Below are 16,798 nucleotides of genomic sequence, written 5' to 3'. Positions count from 1 at the left end.
CGTAAACCAGTGACAGCCAATCGAGTTCGGGATGTTTGGAGGAGATTCGGCCGTGCGCGTATTTCAGGCATCGGGACGACCAGTTATATGCGTGATCCCAATCGCGCCTGTGCTTGCACGAGCAGCTGTCAGGCGCAGTAAATAGGCGCATCATGTTGTGCCGCAACATATTATAGCCAACTCGGGCCCTGTGCCGTTCGGTCCGACTATGGAACGGCCAGGTCTCAGCTTGATGACAGACGAACAACGGCTCGGGCCGCAGGGCCGAAGTTGTCGGTAGCGTGTGCCTGCCCCGCCCGCGGGATGTATGTGTCGTCAAGCTAAGAAAGGCTTTCGGTGAAATACGGACAGCGTGCAGAACTCTCGCGTCGGCAATTCTCAATTGGCGCAGCGTTGTTCGGTGGTGCGGGACTTTTCGCGCCGTGGGCTACGCCGCTGATGAACACCGCCTATGCGACCGGGCCGGATTCCAGTATTGTCACCGGGTTTGACCCGCAATTTGCTCTGGACGTGCCGCTACCATTGTGCCTGGCCGCCTATTCGGTGACGGACTGCAACAACGTGCCGCTTCCGCCGGGATTTGTTCAGACCGCGTTGATCAAGGTCGATGCCATTACTGCTGGGAAGAAAGCCGCAAAGCATCCCGAGGTGACACAGTTGGCCTTCAATGCCAACATATTTGGGCTGATGGGGCGCAATGCATCTACCCGTACCGCGTTCGTGGCCTTCCGCGGCACCATCACGTTTGACGATGTGATCACCGACTTGGGCGCCATACCTGAACCTTATGAACCAGTAGGCGGGTTCGGGTATGTGCATTCGGGCTTTCAGACTGTCTACCAGTTGGTTCGCGAAAGCGTGGTCAACAACATCGCCAGCGCGGCTACGGGCTGCGACAGAATTCTCGTTACGGGGCACAGCCTTGGCGCAGCGCTTGCGGTGCTTGCTGCGCCCGATATCTTCCGCAACATGACGCCGAACCTACGACCGAACACCATCACCTTCGCGGGACCTATCGCAGGGCTGTGTGACTTCGCAAAGGCTTTCAATCAGGCAATCACGAGCTGTTATCGGGTGGTGAACTTCCTTGATCTGGTGCCATACCTGCCGCCGTTTTTCTACAAACACGTGGGCAGGGCGATCGAGGTCGACAGCGGCGGGTCGATCGACCCACTGTGGCGCCATAGCCTGTTCGCCTATAAGGCTGGGCTGGAAAGGATTATCCACTCGAATGGCTGATGTGGGCCGCGAGTCTGTCAACTATGCCATTGGGCAACCCGAGCAGCGGCCGGACACGTGCAGCGAGGCGTGGCGCGGTTAGGCTTGGTTGAGATTGGGATTGCCGAGCCATCGCTGTCGGAGCCTTGGCAGGGTTCCGTTCTCCTCCAGGGCGGCCTGTGCGGTGGTGATCCGCTCGAGAAGGTCGTGGTCCGTTTTGGGGACCCCGATTGCGATCTTTTCTACCGATATGCCCGTACGCTGGACGACCTCGACGCCTTGCACCGGCTTGACCAGCTCGGTCAGCACCGGCGCCAGCTTCATGAAGGCGTCGCAGCCGCCAGTGGTCAAGTCGGTTATCGCTGAACGGACAGCGCCATAGTCGTATACCCGCACGGCGCCGGCTCGACCTTCGGCGACAAGGCGATTCGCGATTGGCTGGCTGGTGTTGCCCTGCTGGACGCCGATTGTCAGTCCAGACAGGTCGTCAATGGATCGCACGTTCGGCAGCCGGGCGGTGTCGACGGCCAGTGACTGACCCGAGATCAGGTATGGCGCAACGAATGCCGCTTGCTTCTCACGTTCGGGTGTTACGGTGGTTCCGGCTGCGACGCAGTCGTAGTCACCGCTGTTGAGCGCACCGAAGATGCCGTTGAAGTCGGCGCCTTCGTAGCGAATGAAGCTGACTTCAGTGCCTAGGGCTCGGGCAATCTCGGTCATCAGGTCGATGTCGAAACCGCCACCTGTGGGCATGCCGTTGAAGGGCGGATCAGGAAACGCCGCTCCCACCCGTAGGGTTCGCCTATCGTTGGGCGGCCTGCCCGCGACGTCGCATGCCGCCAATCCGGCGGAAGCCGCCACGGCCACGCCGGCAACCACAAGCTGCCGCCTCCGAACCGACATCAACGTGTCTCCCTTTCAGTTAGTGAACTCGGTGTCGTCATGCGCCCGATGTCCCTCCTGTCGGGAGCTCGACGGATTTCATTGGCTGATTGAATCCCATTCGACTTCGCACCGCAGGTGGATTGTGAGTGGGGCCGATCCGTCACGTTCAACTGTCGCTTTGACTTGATGTACCAAATCAATGTTCCCGGTCAAGGCGGCATCACCGTTAGGCGTGACGATGTAGGGGGTATCGGCCCTCCCGCACCTGACGGCCGTCCTTCCAAAATTACCGATATGTCTACACGCGGAATGTGCGGCTGGTCCAGGTTGAGGTACCGGACGTTGCGGAAATCACATGCGTTGGAACTAGCCACGGAGCGTCGTGGATGGCTGCCTTGTAAAATGCGTTGACAAATGAACGAATCCTCACCATGGATCGATGGCACCATGGACCTGCATTCGCCCTCACGGGCCGGTTGTACCGCGTCACTAATTTGCCGAATGTAATGTGGCACTTTGTCGCCATCGTGGATCTGGTCGGGAAGTTCTGCACCCAGCTGAGCGAGGGATACACGAGCTGTGGGCACTTTGTCTCACATCGGCCCGGCGAATGAGTCGATGTGACTCTGGCGCGCCCCCACTGGCGTGCTGTTTATTCGATGAGAGGGCGAGCGCCGACGTGGTACAGCGTCCTGGATGACGTGAATTGACCGCATGATCGACCTCGTCGGGGATTGTCATCTTCCGGCGAGATTGGCTCCATCGAGGAAAGCGTGACTATGGAAAAAAATGCCAGACCTGATAGTTGTAGCAACCGCTCGCAGGCAGGGTCCGGGCTTGGCGGCAAGGGTTGCGTAGCTGCCGCGAAGATTGGCGACGGGATAACAACACCTCCTGCACCTGGGGTGCCGGACCCGCCGCCGGCGGAATTCAGTAGGCAACAGCCTGTGGCAGCTGGTCCAATGTCTGGACGTCGGCGATGCACCGGCCGACGAGGCGGTGTCAGGCGTTCCCGCCGGGTCTCATGCGGGGCCGGCTCCGCGAGGCCGGCGAGTCGGTGACGGGAAGTCGTCGCTGGCAAGTTCCGCGGCCATCATCTACTCGAAATTCGCTCCCCCAATATCACAGCAAGCTGAAGGAGGTGACGATATGACCTATGAACTGCTTTTCACCGAGAACGAAGCAGCCCTCGCATTCAACAGCTCAGCGATGTTCACTTGCGACAACGTGGCCGAGTGAATGGCCAATCCGAGTTGGCGGCGCTGTCGGCGCGGGATCATCATACGGGAATGAGATCCCTCGCCGCCGGTCCGTCGACCAATGTGTGATCTTTAACTGTCAGATGAATTGATAGCACTAATGAGTGCCCCCGGAGCCGCTGTTTTGAATTCCGGCGCCTTTCATTGAGCCTGGAGGTTGCTTTTGATAGCCAACCTGGCCGGCGCCCGGACGGGTGGGTCGGCGTCGTTTTCAAAGATCTCACGGCGATGAGCGGCGCCTGTGTACGTCGGCCGGTCCCGATATCACCCCGATATGACCCCGATTTCACCGGGGACGAGAGCACAAGAACACGTTGATGACGAAATCGTGGTGCTGGTCAGAGTTAACACCCTAGCGGTCAGTCCCGCATCGGTGTCGGCGCACGACCCGACGGACGTTCGCCGACAACCGGCAAGTCGCTACTACCCGGACGGCCGGACTCTGTTGGATGTTTCGTGACGACGTCGAGCCGATGGTCGGCACGCTCACGGTCGGTGAGAACGCCGCCGGTCCGGTTTCGATGTGCTGCCAAAAGCGTTGCTGCCCAATGGCTTGAGTCTGCGACGAGCCGATATCAGAGCGAGGAGGCGTGAGCGTTGATCCCGTGGTGCAACTTGCAATATGGAAGGCCATTGAAAGCCATTGAAAGCCATTGAAAGCCACTGCCTTTGCCTGCAGATCGCGCCCGACTGCGCCGTACCTCACGGCCGCGCGTTCCCTTCAGTTGATCGGACAGCCATCCAGATTCAGATCGAATCGCCACTCTGACACGCGGTGGCGATGTAAAGACCGTTTACATTTCCGGTGCATATAGTTCAGCCGTACCAGGAATGTCAAAATATCCGACATCTAATGGCGGAATAATGGCTGCGTAACAAGTAAGTAATTGCAAGGTAACGTAGCATTATGCTATAGTTTCACTCGGAGGTTATTGCACCACCGCATTATTTCGGTGCGCAGTGGCCCGAGCGGACCGTCGACGACGACGGAGCCCGCCCCGGATGGCCGATTCCTCGTCTCCCGGAGGTTTCCTCATGGTGATTCTCGTGCTCATCGGTCGTCGTAGCGGCGTACGGGAAAACAATTTTCAACGGGCCTGAAGATCCGGTACGCGGACCGTTACTGCAAGCGCAATGGTGCGCCACTCGCGCTGGTGTGCATTGTTGTATCCGTTACCAGCCGAGCCGAGCAAAAGCAAAGTCCGCAGTCGGTGTGGCAAATAGTTGTGCGCAATGTGGAAGGCATTAGGTATGACCGCGTTCGCTCGGGTATCCGGCACATCAGAAGAGCCTGTTCAGCCGCCTCCTGATGCCGCGGCGCGTCGGGTCAAGGTATGTGGCGTTTCGGCCGCCGACGGGTTTCCGGTCGAGGTGGTCGAGGCTGGGCCCAGTATTGCGGCGCGGTTGGTGGCGATGACATCGCGATTGACGATCAGGCCGATGCTGACAATGGTCGGCTTTTTCCCGCATCTTCCGCTGCCGCTGCGCCTCATCGACCCCGTCTGCGGTTTCCTGATCCCGCCTGAGCCGGGCACTACCCGGACCACAATCAGGTTGCCTAACGCCACCGCGCAGTATGTGTGCGCGCCGGGGGTGCGGCCTACGGAAAACCCGCGCCGGGTGGTGCTGTATCTGCATGGAGGCGCCTTCGTGACCTGCGGCGCTAATTCGCATAGCAGGATCGTCAGGTCACTTTCACGACATGGCGACTCACCCGTCCTGGCGGTCAACTATCGGCTGCTGCCCGAGCACTCGATCGCAATGGCGCTCGACGACTGTCATGATGCATACCGGTGGCTGCGAGCAACCGGTTATCGGTCGCAAGAGATCGTGTTGGCCGGCGATTCCGCGGGCGGTTACCTCGCGCTCGCGCTCGCGCAGCGGCTGCAGCAGGACGATGAGAAGCCGGCGGCATTGGTCGCGATGTCCCCGCTGCTGCAGCTGGCCAAGGAGCCCAAGCAGTCGCATCCCAACATCAGGACCGACGCGGTGCTTCCGGCGAAGGCATTTGATGCGCTTACTGCTCTTGTCGGCAGGTCCACCGCAAAGCAAACGGTTGACGGCGGGCCTGAGGAACCTTATGAGCCGTTAGACCATATTCGCCCCGAGCTGCCGCCGGTACTGTTGCACGTCTCCGGTTCGGAGGTGTTGCTTTACGACGCGCAGCTGGCTGCCGGCAAACTAGCTGCGGCCGGAGTACCGGCCGAAGTGCGCGTGTGGCCGGGTCAAATTCACGTTTTCCAACTTACGGCGCCGCTAGTGCCCGAAGCGAACCGCTCGTTGCGTCAGATTGGGCACTACATTCGCGAAATCACTGGTCAGTCAAGCGCATCCAGTGAATAGAAATTGTCGAACTTCATACGGCCCGATGCCGTTCTGAAGAGCATATTTATCGGGAGTACCATGAGGCGTTTTGGACGCATACCCAAATCAAGCGAGTGCACGTCGCTGATTTCTGAGTGCCATAGGCTGACTGCCACGACCCTGCTAGTCGCCTCACGTGGGCGACGCGGTGAACATCGCGGCGCCCACAACGAATGGCCGCGAGAAAGTGTTCAACAAAAAACTGCGAAATCCGGCCGCAATGACGCAGTGGCGGTTATGCCGCGCAGATCACTCGAATCGTTTCGACGATGCGGCAACGCTTGTTGTGGCGGCACCGAGTCGGCCCTGGCTCAGGCGCCTTCGTGCAGAAGGTACTCCGATGGTCCACGTTGATGTTCACCCGAAGGTTGAAAGCCCGAGCGCCGCAGAGCCGCAGCGCGACAACGGTCCTGCGCCAAGGCAATCCCGGGTAGTCCGGGCAGGTAAGCGGGTCGTCGACGCTGTGCTGACACACGGTGATAGCCAGTTGTTCGGAACCGTGGCGGCTTTCGCCGCCAGGCACGCCTGGCTGGTTATCGGGTGTTGGGTGTTGTTGCTGGGAATGCTGAATCTTTCGATACCGCAACTGGAAGTGACGGTTGCCGAGGACTCCGCACCGTTCATGCCGGCCCACCTTCGGGCAGCGCAAACCCTTCAGGATATGTCGGCTGATTTCGGCGTCCCACAATCATCAGCCATTGGCAGCATCGTGGTCGTCGACGAAGCGGGCCTGAACGACGCGGACAAGACGTTCGCCGGTCGGCTCATCGAGGCGCTGCGGGCTGACAAAGACGATGTCGCTTATGTCCTCGATACATTTTCCAACGCGAACCTGCGCGATATCTCGATTAGTCCTGACGGCAAAGCAATCAACCTGTTCGTCGCCGGCACGGGCAAGGTCGGCTCGGCCAAGGCCAAGGCAAACATCGTCGACGTTCGCAGGATGGTGGAATCGCTACCGAAACCCCCTGGCGTCCATGTCTATTACACGGGGTTTGCGCCGACGTTGGCGGACCTGTTCGACGAGATTGACCGATCACTTCTGGCTATCACCGCGGTATCGATCGTGTTGATCGGGGTGCTGCTGCTGGTGGTGTACCGATCCGTGGTGTTGGCAACGATCCCGTTGCTGACGGTCGGGGTTTCGCTGGGCGTGGCTCGCCCCATCGTCTCGTTGCTCGGTCTAACGGGCAGCATGACGGTTTCCAACTTCACCATCGCCTTGATGACCGCGATGGTACTCGGTGTCGGTACGGACTATGCCATCTTCATCCTCGCGAGCTATCACGAAGGTCGGAGAGGCAAACTCCCTGTGACTCAGGCGATAACCCGCTCTGGTAAGAAGATTTCGGGAATTCTGATCGCCTCTGCAGTGACTATCGCGGTCGCATTTTCGGCGATGATACTCACCAAGATCGGTTTGTTCCGGGCGGCGGGTCCGCCCGTCGCCATCGCTGTGGCGATCACGCTCGCAGTATCGGTCAGCCTGCCTTACGCTCTGCTGTCGATCGCGGGTCGACGGGGCTATGCAGAGCCGCGCGCAATCAACGAGTTTCGCTGGCGTCACATCGGTGCTCAAATTGTCCGACGCTCCGGCTGGCTAACGGCTGCATCGCTGGTGGTGTTGGTATCGCTCGCCTTGGTGTTGGCGACGATCAAGATCAACTTCGACGAGAACTCGATGCAGCTTCGTGGAACCGAAAGCCGTATCGGATATGAAAAGGTCTCTGCGCACTGGGGTCATAATGAAGCCGCCCCGGAATTCCTGGTCATCAGGTCAGACCACGATATGCGGGACACAGATGATCTGGCTGCGCTCGAGGTTGTCGCTACAAACATCGCCCGACTTCCCGACGTGGCCTTCGTAAGATCGATTACCCGGCCGCTCGGAACGCCTTCCAAGCAGACCGCGATCGGCTATCAGGTCGGTCTGGTCAGCGATCGGCTTGGCGACGCGTCGCGGCGCATCGGCGAGTCGGCCCCCGATCTCGAGCGGCTTGGGCAGGGGGTAACGCAGTTGCTGAACGGTGCTGAGTCGGCAAAAAGCCAGTTACCCCAATTAGTCTCGGGCGTAGCGGAGGTTTCGCGGATGGCTCGCAACATGTTGAACAGTTACGGTGCCGCCAGCTCTGCCCTGGCCACGATGACGGATGGCCGCATGGGCGTGCCAGCAGCAATCGGCGATTTGAACTCGTCGCTGCATCTGCTGGATCTGGTCTTGGATTCGTTGAGCAAGGATGATTTGGCTGCGGCGGCCATCGGTTCAGCGAACGCGGCTTTGGGCCCAATGCTGACGCCTGAGCCGACCGCGGAGTGCACCGGCAACCCGCTGTGCATGCGAGGGCGCGCCGACTTGGCGGATCTGAACGAGCTTACGAATGGCGCCGTAGGCCGAGCGCTGACCATCTTGCAAGCAGCAGCTGCGGTACCACGTGAGGCGATCGATAAGGTCCGGGCTTCATTGCCGTTGCTGAAGACTCTGTTGGAACAGCTGCAGTCGATGGCGGCGCAAGTTGGCGGCAAATCGCCGGCTGAGCTCAGCGCACGGCTAACCGCGCTATCGCAGGGTGCTGAACGGCTGTCAGGCGGGATGGCCCAGCTGGTCATCGGCCTGGATCAGGTCAAGACCGGGGTGGACATGGTGAGCAGCCTCACCGGTCAGCTCGGGGCAGGATTGCAGGATGCCTCCAGCTACCTCGGCGGCCTCAGCATGCATACGACGGCCGGCAGCGGGAATGGCTTTTATATGCCCCCGCAGGGGTTTACGGACGCGGCATTCCATGCGGGAGAGAACCTTCTGTTCTCGGCCGATGGGAAAGTCGCCCGGATGGTAGTGGTATGGAAGACGAACCCTTACAGCTCCCAGGCGCGCGACACGGCAAGGGTTTTGGCGCAGACGGCACAGCACGCCGCCGTCGGCACCCCGCTGCAAGATGCACGATTCGCTACAACGGGTATCGCCTCCATCTCGGCGGACATGGGTGATCAAGTGTGGCATGACTTTGCGGTCTTTGGGTTCGCAGCGATCGTGGGGGTGTTGCTGGTACTGATGGTGCTGCTGCGAAGCATCCTCGCTCCGGTCCTGCTGGTGGCCATGGTTACGTTGTCATTCACATCTGCAGCAGGACTAAGCGTGTTGGTGTGGCAGCACATCATTGGGATCGATCTCGACTTCTCCGTACTACCCGTAGCGTTTATGGCACTGATCGCGGTCTGTGCCGACTACAGCATGCTTTTCGCTTCGCGGATTCGGGAGGAGTCTCGAGAGGGGATGATACGCGGGATCATTCGCGGATTCGGGAAGACCGGCAGCGTAATCACAACAGCAGGCGTAGTGTTCGCGCTCACCATGTTTGCGCTCATGAGCGGCAGTGTCATCCAGCTGGTACAGATTGGGTTCACAATCGGTGCGGGCCTTCTGATCGATATCTGCGTGGTCCGCTCCGTACTGGCTCCGGCAGCGATGGCTCTCATTGGTAACCGGATCTGGTGGCCCGGCACCGCTGAACCGATGGCGCAGGAATAGGACGGCGCAACACGCGCCGCACCCGCTGTGAGCCGAGGTGTCCCGATCGTTGCCAATCGTCAGTCTTTTCCGATGGGGGTAGACTCTCCTGCCGGCCCTTCGGGCACCGGCGATGTTGTCAAGCAGTGGTTTTCGGACGCTTGAGTCCGGGTAGTTGTGTGCAGGATGTGGAAGCTGCGCGCATCATCACTTCAAGGTCGCCGTTTGTGGTTGCGGTGGACAGGTTGGAGAGGGCGCAATCATCACGTCACTGGCCGCAGGCGTTGCCGCCGAGCTCAGAGCCCAACAATGTAAGGCTGGCCAGGGCCGGCGGTAATCCGCACGCTTCGTCCCCCTCATCGTGGTCCCGATTGAGCTCACGCCCCGGCGTGCGACGCACCCGAATCCTGTCGCTGTCGGTCGAAATCAGCGGTGTAACAGGGTGGTACGCGACGTGATCAACGCGGTCGCACCGCTGACATCCAAGCCTGGGAGCATCGGCTTCGTCCAGCGGCCGTTACCGCGAACTCAACCATCACCGTGGGCTCGTGTGGTTGCCGTACCACTCCAGCGCCTCGAGGGCCACGGCCACATGGACGTAGGACTGCGGGAGGGGACGGGGGAGCATACGTGCGGCTGCCTCGAGTCGCCGTAACAGCGTATTGCGGTGGCTGTAGAGCAGTTTGGCGGCGCGGGACACGTTGCATTGTTGGCGAATGTAAGTCAGGAGAGTCGCACGTAGCTCCGGGCTGGCTGAGGCGAAGTCACCTAGCGTGCTGGAGATGAAATCTTCTGCCGCAGAGGCATCCTGAGTGATCAGATTGACGAGCTGAATGTCGGCGAAGAGCGCGATCCGTCGGGGTGACTGCAGGCGTGTCATCATTCGCTGTGTGGCCAGCGCGTCAAGATGGCTGCGGCGGAAACCTTCGATCCCGGACGCATTGGGACCGATGGCGATACGGGCTCCCGGACAGTTGGTCAGCGCTTTTTCGATAGTGTCGACATCAAGGTCAACGGCGTCGGGCACCCATATCCAGCGGGTAGCAGCAGTAGCGGTCACGGTTAATGCCCGGGTTGAACCGAGAGCGTAGCTGACCGCATCGGCGGCTTTGTCGAGGAAGATGTGGTCGCCCTCGAAATCGTCGCTCCACAGAATGGCAGCGGTGTGTGGCTGATCCAGTGAGTAGCCCAATCGCGCTTCAGCACGCTCCTGACCAATCGCGGCGCCATCAAGTATGAGCTCGACGATCTCGCGGCGTTCAGCATGGGTGCCACAAGCCAACTCGTTCAACTCCAGTTTCAACTGCGCGGCGATGCCCGCGAGAGTAGCGCTGATGAAGTCACTGATCGACAACGATGAGACGACGAGGACTTCACGCAGCTCGTCTGGGTCTGCGGTGAGCCCGAAAACAATCTCGATCCAGTGCCGCCACGCGACATCCTGTCCGACGCGGTAGATCTCGAGCGTGGTCGAATCGAGTCCGCGACGAACCAAGTCACGAGCCAGGGCAAGCGGCTCGGGCCCGAGGTTGGCTGCAACAGGCGCACCCGGATCACGTACGTTCGCCGCCGCCCAATGCAACAGGTTGGCGCGGCTCGCACGCCGAACGGCCGCCGCAAGGACGGGGTCTTCGGCGATGACTGCATTCTTGCCGAGGGTGGCTTTGTCGAGGCGATCCAGCCACTCCTGGTTGGGGTTGAGGGCGATTCGCGCACCGGCACGGATCAATTCGCGCGTTCTTGCGGATGGCCAGTCTTGCGACGCCGAGTCGGCGGCATAGGGCTGGTTGCGTGTGAGTTGGGACATTTAGGTTCTCCTGCAAAGCGTTTGGTGAGGATCGAGTCGGCCTTTGCTGCTCGGCGCCCTAGCGAAGGCGGCGAATCGACTGCGATTGGTTTGGCCTCGAAATCAATTGACACGGAACGTAGTTACGTTGCGTATGGCGTGGCTAGGCAACATCGACCCGGGCGGTGGATCGCTCGTAGCGAAATTGGAGTGCGTGGGCCCGATGCAGTTGCGGTCCAATGGAGCCCATCGGATGTCACCACCGCCGCGACAGCGGACCCGCAGGTTTGCGACATGCCCCTTACTTCCTCATTGCGAAGAATCCAAATCGGCCGGGCCGGCAGAACCTGCGATGGCCGCTACCGGCCCCGGTTGAAATCGTTGCCCGGCGAGCACTCGGCCAGTGATGTTGCCGCAGAGGCCTTGTGGGTAACCGCATCCTCGGGGCAGCACCTCATCGTATCCAACCCGCCCCAACCATTGTGCACCGAGTTAGGATACCCCGGTATCGTACAGATGGTGGACCGCGAAGGTCGGATCTCTTCCCCCGGTAGCAGGAATCGCTTGTACGCCGAATGGGGGACAGCACGGTAACGGCGCGACCGGCAACGCATTGCGGTCGGGCTGTCCGGCCGCAGACCCACCCGGATACATGGCGTTGCACTTGCGTTTCAGCGGTGTCGTCGACCCAAGCGGTGTTGGGCGCTGGTGTCAGCGGAGCTGATGGTGGTCTCGGCCCGGTGGTTGTGCGCACTGTTAACGCTCGGATCGAAAAATGTTATCCGCGTTGCCTACTGGCCCGCGGTCCGGCGATGCTGTGCCAATCTCTCACGCAGCGCCTTCGGGCGAATATTGGTCCAGTTCTTGTAGAGGTACTCCGGAGTGCATCGGGAGAATCCGGACCGGAGACTGCCTCGCCAGGATGAGGCGACATCGACGAAAGTTGACCATAGCCCGTACTGCTTCTCGTCGTTGACAAAGGCCGACAATGTAGCACCCTCGTTGTCAAAAGGATTGACACTCACGTTGTTACCCCTAGCCTGATGGCGTCGCCGCATGTAGCGGTATCGGTAACGATTGCACCGCCGGCCTGTAGCGCAGATTGCCCCGGGGAGCTGCCTGAACATCGTCGACGTCGCCCCGTTGATGATTAGAGCGAAATTATGACCTGAACGGTGCTCATCCCCACGAACAATCCCGACGCCCGAACTGCTGCTGCCTCGGTGAGAAATTCAAATCGGAATGAGCTGAACGGTTTATCGATCCGATTGGCGCGACCGCTGAGCTTGTCGATCCACCTCGACGGTCGTGTCACTCGGCCCAGCGGGGAGACCCATTGGTGATGCACCGCCACGTGGTGCATTGTGCCGAAGAGTCCATTCATTACGCGGCATTTTGTACTTGTTCCTTCCGCTGGCGCGGATCCTGGTCGCAGTTTGACCCGCTTCGCGCCACTGATCGGGATGCTTTGACCCTGGTAACTTCGGCGCCGCCGGCGATGATTGTCGATGGATCGCGGCTGACGTGCAGTACCGCGCGAGGATGCTGAACCACAAAGGTACTGCCGCCGCCGGGCTCGCTAGGTGTCTGGCGGGCGTAGGCCCGTTTCAAGGAGGAATGCGCGTGACATTGCCAGCGGTGCCTGAGCGCTTGGCCGCGGCCAGCGCGCAGGTGGCAGCACTGACCGCTCGGTTGGCTGCCGCACATGTTTCGGTTCTGTCGCTGATTGCCGCCACAGCGCCTTCCCGAGTTGATGTGGTGTCGATCCAGACTGCCGCCCACTACGGTGCTGGCAAGAATGCCAGTGCCGCGGTGACGGTTGAACGAGTCGGGGAGTCGGCTGGATGCGCTACCTTCGGCCATAGCTGGGGATAGTCGCGCTGATCCTCGTAACCAGCGGTTTCTCACACCGCAAAGCCCGACTCATCTGCGACGGGCGGATGGACCGCGGTGAACACGGCGGCCCAGAGCTTGCCGTTGACCGCCGGGGCTGGCGCAGCCAAATGCCCGACAGTGGTCGCGGACAACGCACAGATATCAGGACTTACGGCGGCGAATCAATGTCGTCGGCCATTCTTTTTGCGGATGCTGGTAGACATTGCGTGCTGCAGTCGAGCGCTTGCAGCGCACCATCAGCCCGTCCGCGTTATATGTCCAGTAGGTTTACATGGCAACCGGGACCGCAAAATGCCAGATCGGCGTCCACAAGTTTTACACGGCGCTACGCAGAAGTTAAATCCCAGGTCATAGCCTACGCAGACACATGCCGACGTCGAACGTCGGTCACGTCGAAACCAAATCGGCAGTTTGGTCAAACCAATCAGGGGAACCCAAAACCGATCGATCGGGGGATACATCGAATTCGGTAGGCAACGTAATCTCGGAGCAGAAATGTGGCCGGGCGTAGTCCGATGGGGCGCCAGACAATTGAGAAGGAAATTTCGGCTTGTCCAACCGGTGTATGAGATGAGTGACATTAAGGAAGTGGGTTGCGAAAGGGTTCGAGTTGCTTGTCTGCCCAATCCGTACGGTGGTCGGCAGGGGGGCGTCTCCGGGTACCGGGGCATTGACGGGGCCGAGCGAGCTTGGCGACTGCGGTTTCGGGCCTTGCGACACGGCCCGACGCTTCCCGGCCAGCGACGCGCTCCGGGCCACCGGCAGCGGCTGACGCACCATTGCCGGCGGCCGGCCGAAGCCGGACTTACCGCCTCGTCCGGCGGGTTGGGTTGGCGTCTTTTCCTCATCGGTGGATCCGCGGGGACCCTCTTCGGATACTCGATCGCGGTCAGCAACGACGCCATCGGGCCAATCCGGCAGCAATACTCACTGTCCGGACTAGCGGTCGGAACAGTTGTCAGCAGCTTGATCGTCGGCGCTCTAGTTGGGTGCCTTTTCGCCGGCGGCGCCGTCGAACGCAACGGCCACCGGCTCGTTCTTGGGGTCGCCGGGGTCGTCGCAGCGTTCGGATCGGTCATCGCAGCAACAGCTCACGGCACTCCGATGATAGTGATTGGACGACTTATTCTCGGTGTCGCAGTGGGCGTAACAACGGCGGTCACACCCAGCTACATTGGGGAACTGGCTAACGTTGACAAGCGGGGGCCGATGATGGCCGCCTACCAATTCTCCATCGCCAGTGGCTTTCTGTTGGCGTTTACGGTTGGCGCCCTGCTCAGCTTTGGCGGCCACGAGTGGCGGATCATGTTCCTTGCCAACGCAATCCCAGCAATCTTGCAAACCGCGACAATGACCAGAGTCCCATCCAGCCCGTACTCGCTAGTCGCTCGTGGCCGACCTCACCAAGCGCGCAACACCCTGACGGCGATCCGCCATCGCGACGAGGTCACCGCCGAGTTGCAAAGCATCATTGCTGCGCATCGAGAACGGGGCCGGCCCGTCTCAGTCATAAGCGATCCGTCGCTGTGGCGACCCATCATGGTCGCCATGGGAGCGTCGTTGATGGATGTGCTCGTTGGTATCTGCGCCGTTGTCTACTACTCCACCGCGGTATTCGCCATGGCGGGTGTCGGTGGCCATGCTGGTGCCGAAATCGCCTCATTCTCAGTTGGATTGATTGATGTCGTCTTTACGGTGATAGCGGTGAGTCTGCTCAACAGACATGGCCGGCGCCCGTTACTTACCGTTGGGCTGACGGGAATGATTCTGGCGCTTACCGCGACAAGTTTCGGACTGCTGTCACCGTCCGCGGTATCCGGTGCAATAACGATCGCCGCAATGCTTGCCTTTACGGCTTGCCATGCGTTCTCAGCCGGACCAATTGGGTGGCTCCTGGTAGCCGAAGTGCTCCCTACCCGCATAAGGTCTCGTGGGAGCGCGGTGGCAATCGCGCTCAACTGGGTTGCCAACCTGGTAGTGGCCCTGCTGTTTCCGATTCTCGTGGGCAGTCCCGGCCAACCATCGCGTGCCGCGATCGGATTTTTGATCTTCGCTGGAATCTCCCTTGGGTTTCTGGTATTCGTCCGCGTCTGCGTCCCGGAAACCAAGGGTCTGACTCTTGCCGAAGTGGAAGCGAAGCTGACCGGCCGCAACATCGATGTGAGGCAAGATGATCCCACCGATTGACGATGCACCGGCCGCGGGACGTTGGGTGAAGGCCGCTCACCTTGTGTTTGGTTCAGGGCTCCGGCACCGGACCGGGCCAATCCGGGAACTGCAACAGACTGCGGCCGCGGCGGCAACGGTGCGAGCGGTAGGCGGCGGCGATTCGGGTGACAGTACGGTGGTTACCGTCGGTGATCTCGTCTTGATCGATCGATTGCGTGCGGTACTGGCGATTGATCCGCTCCAGATGAGCGGATGTGTCGACACCGGCAACCGATACGGCGAACTGACATCGCAGTGGTACCGCGGCGGCTTGGCCCTCGAGAATCTCAGCTCGATGACACACATGTCCGTGGCCGGCGCATTCTTCGGCGGAGTGCATGGACCAGGAAACCGTGATGGATCGGTATCGCACGCAGTCACCTCCGTTGCGGTGGCGCACAGGTCGCTTGCAGCGCAGAAGCGGGAACTGCGATGCAATCTCTGACGATAGAGCCGGGCCGAAGGGGATCGATGCAGGTGGTCGAGCTGCCCGAGCCCATCGCGGCTACCGGAGAACTCTTGGTCGACGGGTTGGCGCTGGGTGTCTGCGGCACAGACAAGGAACTTGTCGCCGGCGATATCGGATTGCCCCCGAGTGGGTCGTCGTGGATGGTGCTCGGTCATGAATCGCTCGGCAGGGTGCGGCAGGCGCCGCCAGGCAGTAGCTTCTCGGCCGGTGATCTGGTGGTGGGTGTGGTGCGTCGGCCCGATCCGGTGCCCTGTGGGGCGTGCGCCCGCACCGAATTCGACAACTGCCGCAACGGCCGCTACTCGGAACGCGGCATCAAAGAGCTACACGGATACGGCAGCCAAACATGGTGCGTTGAAGAAGAATACGCGGTGCGGCTGGACCCCGCGCTGAAGCACGTTGGTGTCTTGACTGAGCCCACTTCGGTGGTAGTCAAAGCATGGGAGCAGATAGACCGGGTCGGTGCTCGGGGTTGGTTCGAGCCGGAGCGAGTGTTGGTCACCGGCGCCGGGCCGATCGGACTGCTGGCTGCTTTGATGGCGACCCAGCGAGGCCTGGAAACCCATGTGCTGGATCGGGTGACCAGTGGCGCCAAGCCCGCAGCGGTGCGGGTGCTGGGCGCTACCTATCACCACGACGACGTCGAGCTTGTCGCCAAGAGGATTCGTCCGGACGTCGTAATAGAGGCCACCGGGGTGGGCACCGTCGTTGTCGACGCGATCCGCAATACCAACTTTTACGGAATCACCTGCCTGCTCGGCCTGCTGTCCAGCGAACACCACGTGGACGTCGACGCCGGCATCCTGAACCGAGACATTGTGCTGAAGAACGACGTAGTCGTCGGGTCGGTCAACTCCAACCTGCGTCACTTTCGCGGGGCCGCTGACGTTCTGGCACGTGCTGATGAAGCTTGGCTGCAACGGTTGATCACCCGCCGCGTTCCGCTCGCAAGAGCCGCCGAGGCCTTCGAACACCGCGCGGCAGATATCAAAGTGGTCATCGAACTCGACGAAGCTGGATAATCAGTCCTTGGTACCAGTTGACTTCCGAGCGCGTCTGTGAAGTCGGCATACGGGGTATAGTAATAGCGATCCCGCAGCTAGTGATGCGGCAGCGATCAATCAGTTCATGAATCCTCCACCGCGACATATAATTCTGAGAACAAGTAGGTATCTGTTGTGCGTATGCCCCGCATGTGACGTATACCA

Annotated in this window: 10 protein-coding genes; 7 read left to right on the top strand and 3 right to left on the bottom strand. The window is 60.5% G+C overall.

Annotation, left to right across the window (positions count from 1 at the left end; translation table 11 throughout):
* Nucleotides 1-336 precede the first annotated feature (336 nt).
* Nucleotides 337-1,239 (top strand): lipase family protein, encoded by a 903-nt coding sequence (locus tag MKAN_RS10545; RefSeq protein ID WP_023368089.1) that lies wholly within the window; start codon nucleotides 337-339, stop codon nucleotides 1,237-1,239.
* A gap of 78 nt (nucleotides 1,240-1,317) precedes the next feature.
* On the opposite strand, the gene MKAN_RS10540 is transcribed toward MKAN_RS10545, so the two are convergent.
* On the bottom strand, nucleotides 1,318-1,971 hold the full coding sequence (locus MKAN_RS10540; RefSeq protein ID WP_042313562.1) for an ABC transporter substrate-binding protein: 654 nt from the start codon (nucleotides 1,969-1,971) through the stop codon (nucleotides 1,318-1,320).
* Between the two features lie 2,642 nt (nucleotides 1,972-4,613).
* On the opposite strand from MKAN_RS10540, the gene MKAN_RS10535 reads away from it, so the two are divergent.
* A complete protein-coding gene (locus MKAN_RS10535) occupies nucleotides 4,614-5,705 on the top strand; it encodes an alpha/beta hydrolase fold domain-containing protein (RefSeq protein WP_023368083.1) in 1,092 nt (363 codons plus the stop codon).
* A gap of 487 nt (nucleotides 5,706-6,192) precedes the next feature.
* Nucleotides 6,193-9,252: an MMPL family transporter gene (locus MKAN_RS10530; protein WP_036395496.1), complete on the top strand. Its 3,060-nt coding sequence runs from the start codon at nucleotides 6,193-6,195 to the stop codon at nucleotides 9,250-9,252.
* Nucleotides 9,253-9,766: 514 nt separating this feature from the next.
* On the opposite strand, the gene MKAN_RS10525 is transcribed toward MKAN_RS10530, so the two are convergent.
* Both MKAN_RS10525 and MKAN_RS29555 read right to left on the bottom strand, forming a co-directional pair.
* Nucleotides 9,767-11,038: an Rv1453 family transcriptional regulator gene (locus MKAN_RS10525; protein WP_023368079.1), complete on the bottom strand. Its 1,272-nt coding sequence runs from the start codon at nucleotides 11,036-11,038 to the stop codon at nucleotides 9,767-9,769.
* 770 nt (nucleotides 11,039-11,808) lie between these two features.
* Complete coding sequence (locus tag MKAN_RS29555) at nucleotides 11,809-12,075, bottom strand: MbtH family NRPS accessory protein (protein ID WP_225722882.1); 267 nt, start codon at nucleotides 12,073-12,075, stop codon at nucleotides 11,809-11,811.
* Between the two features lie 565 nt (nucleotides 12,076-12,640).
* On the opposite strand from MKAN_RS29555, the gene MKAN_RS29550 reads away from it, so the two are divergent.
* From MKAN_RS29550 to MKAN_RS10505, 4 genes are all read left to right on the top strand, one after another.
* On the top strand, nucleotides 12,641-12,892 hold the full coding sequence (locus tag MKAN_RS29550) for a PE domain-containing protein (protein ID WP_080674222.1): 252 nt from the start codon (nucleotides 12,641-12,643) through the stop codon (nucleotides 12,890-12,892).
* A gap of 846 nt (nucleotides 12,893-13,738) precedes the next feature.
* The gene (locus tag MKAN_RS10515; RefSeq protein ID WP_023368073.1) at nucleotides 13,739-15,100 is read left to right on the top strand and encodes a sugar porter family MFS transporter; all 1,362 of its coding nucleotides are present in this window, start codon (nucleotides 13,739-13,741) and stop codon (nucleotides 15,098-15,100) included.
* Nucleotides 15,084-15,566, top strand: coding sequence for an FAD-binding protein (locus MKAN_RS32980; RefSeq protein WP_023368071.1), 483 nt, complete (start codon nucleotides 15,084-15,086; stop codon nucleotides 15,564-15,566). The genes MKAN_RS10515 and MKAN_RS32980 overlap by 17 nt, the downstream gene beginning before the upstream one ends.
* Nucleotides 15,567-15,592: 26 nt before the next feature.
* Nucleotides 15,593-16,612 (top strand): glucose 1-dehydrogenase, encoded by a 1,020-nt coding sequence (locus MKAN_RS10505; protein WP_023368069.1) that lies wholly within the window; start codon nucleotides 15,593-15,595, stop codon nucleotides 16,610-16,612.
* Nucleotides 16,613-16,798: the final 186 nt, after the last annotated feature.

Source organism: Mycobacterium kansasii ATCC 12478 (assembly GCF_000157895.3).
GTDB lineage: Bacteria > Actinomycetota > Actinomycetes > Mycobacteriales > Mycobacteriaceae > Mycobacterium > Mycobacterium kansasii.
The sequence above is the reverse complement of the archived record's forward strand: the minus strand, read 5'-3'. Positions and strand labels throughout refer to the sequence as shown.

Coding starts and splice junctions, on each gene's coding strand:
- MKAN_RS10525 (WP_023368079.1), bottom strand. CDS start 11,038: ATGTCCCAACTCACACGCAACCAGCCCTATGCCGCCGACTCGGCGTCG.
- MKAN_RS29555 (WP_225722882.1), bottom strand. CDS start 12,075: ATGCGGCGACGCCATCAGGCTAGGGGTAACAACGTGAGTGTCAATCCT.
- MKAN_RS10535 (WP_023368083.1), top strand. CDS start 4,614: ATGACCGCGTTCGCTCGGGTATCCGGCACATCAGAAGAGCCTGTTCAG.
- MKAN_RS10505 (WP_023368069.1), top strand. CDS start 15,593: ATGCAGGTGGTCGAGCTGCCCGAGCCCATCGCGGCTACCGGAGAACTC.
- MKAN_RS32980 (WP_023368071.1), top strand. CDS start 15,084: ATGATCCCACCGATTGACGATGCACCGGCCGCGGGACGTTGGGTGAAG.
- MKAN_RS10540 (WP_042313562.1), bottom strand. CDS start 1,971: ATGCCCACAGGTGGCGGTTTCGACATCGACCTGATGACCGAGATTGCC.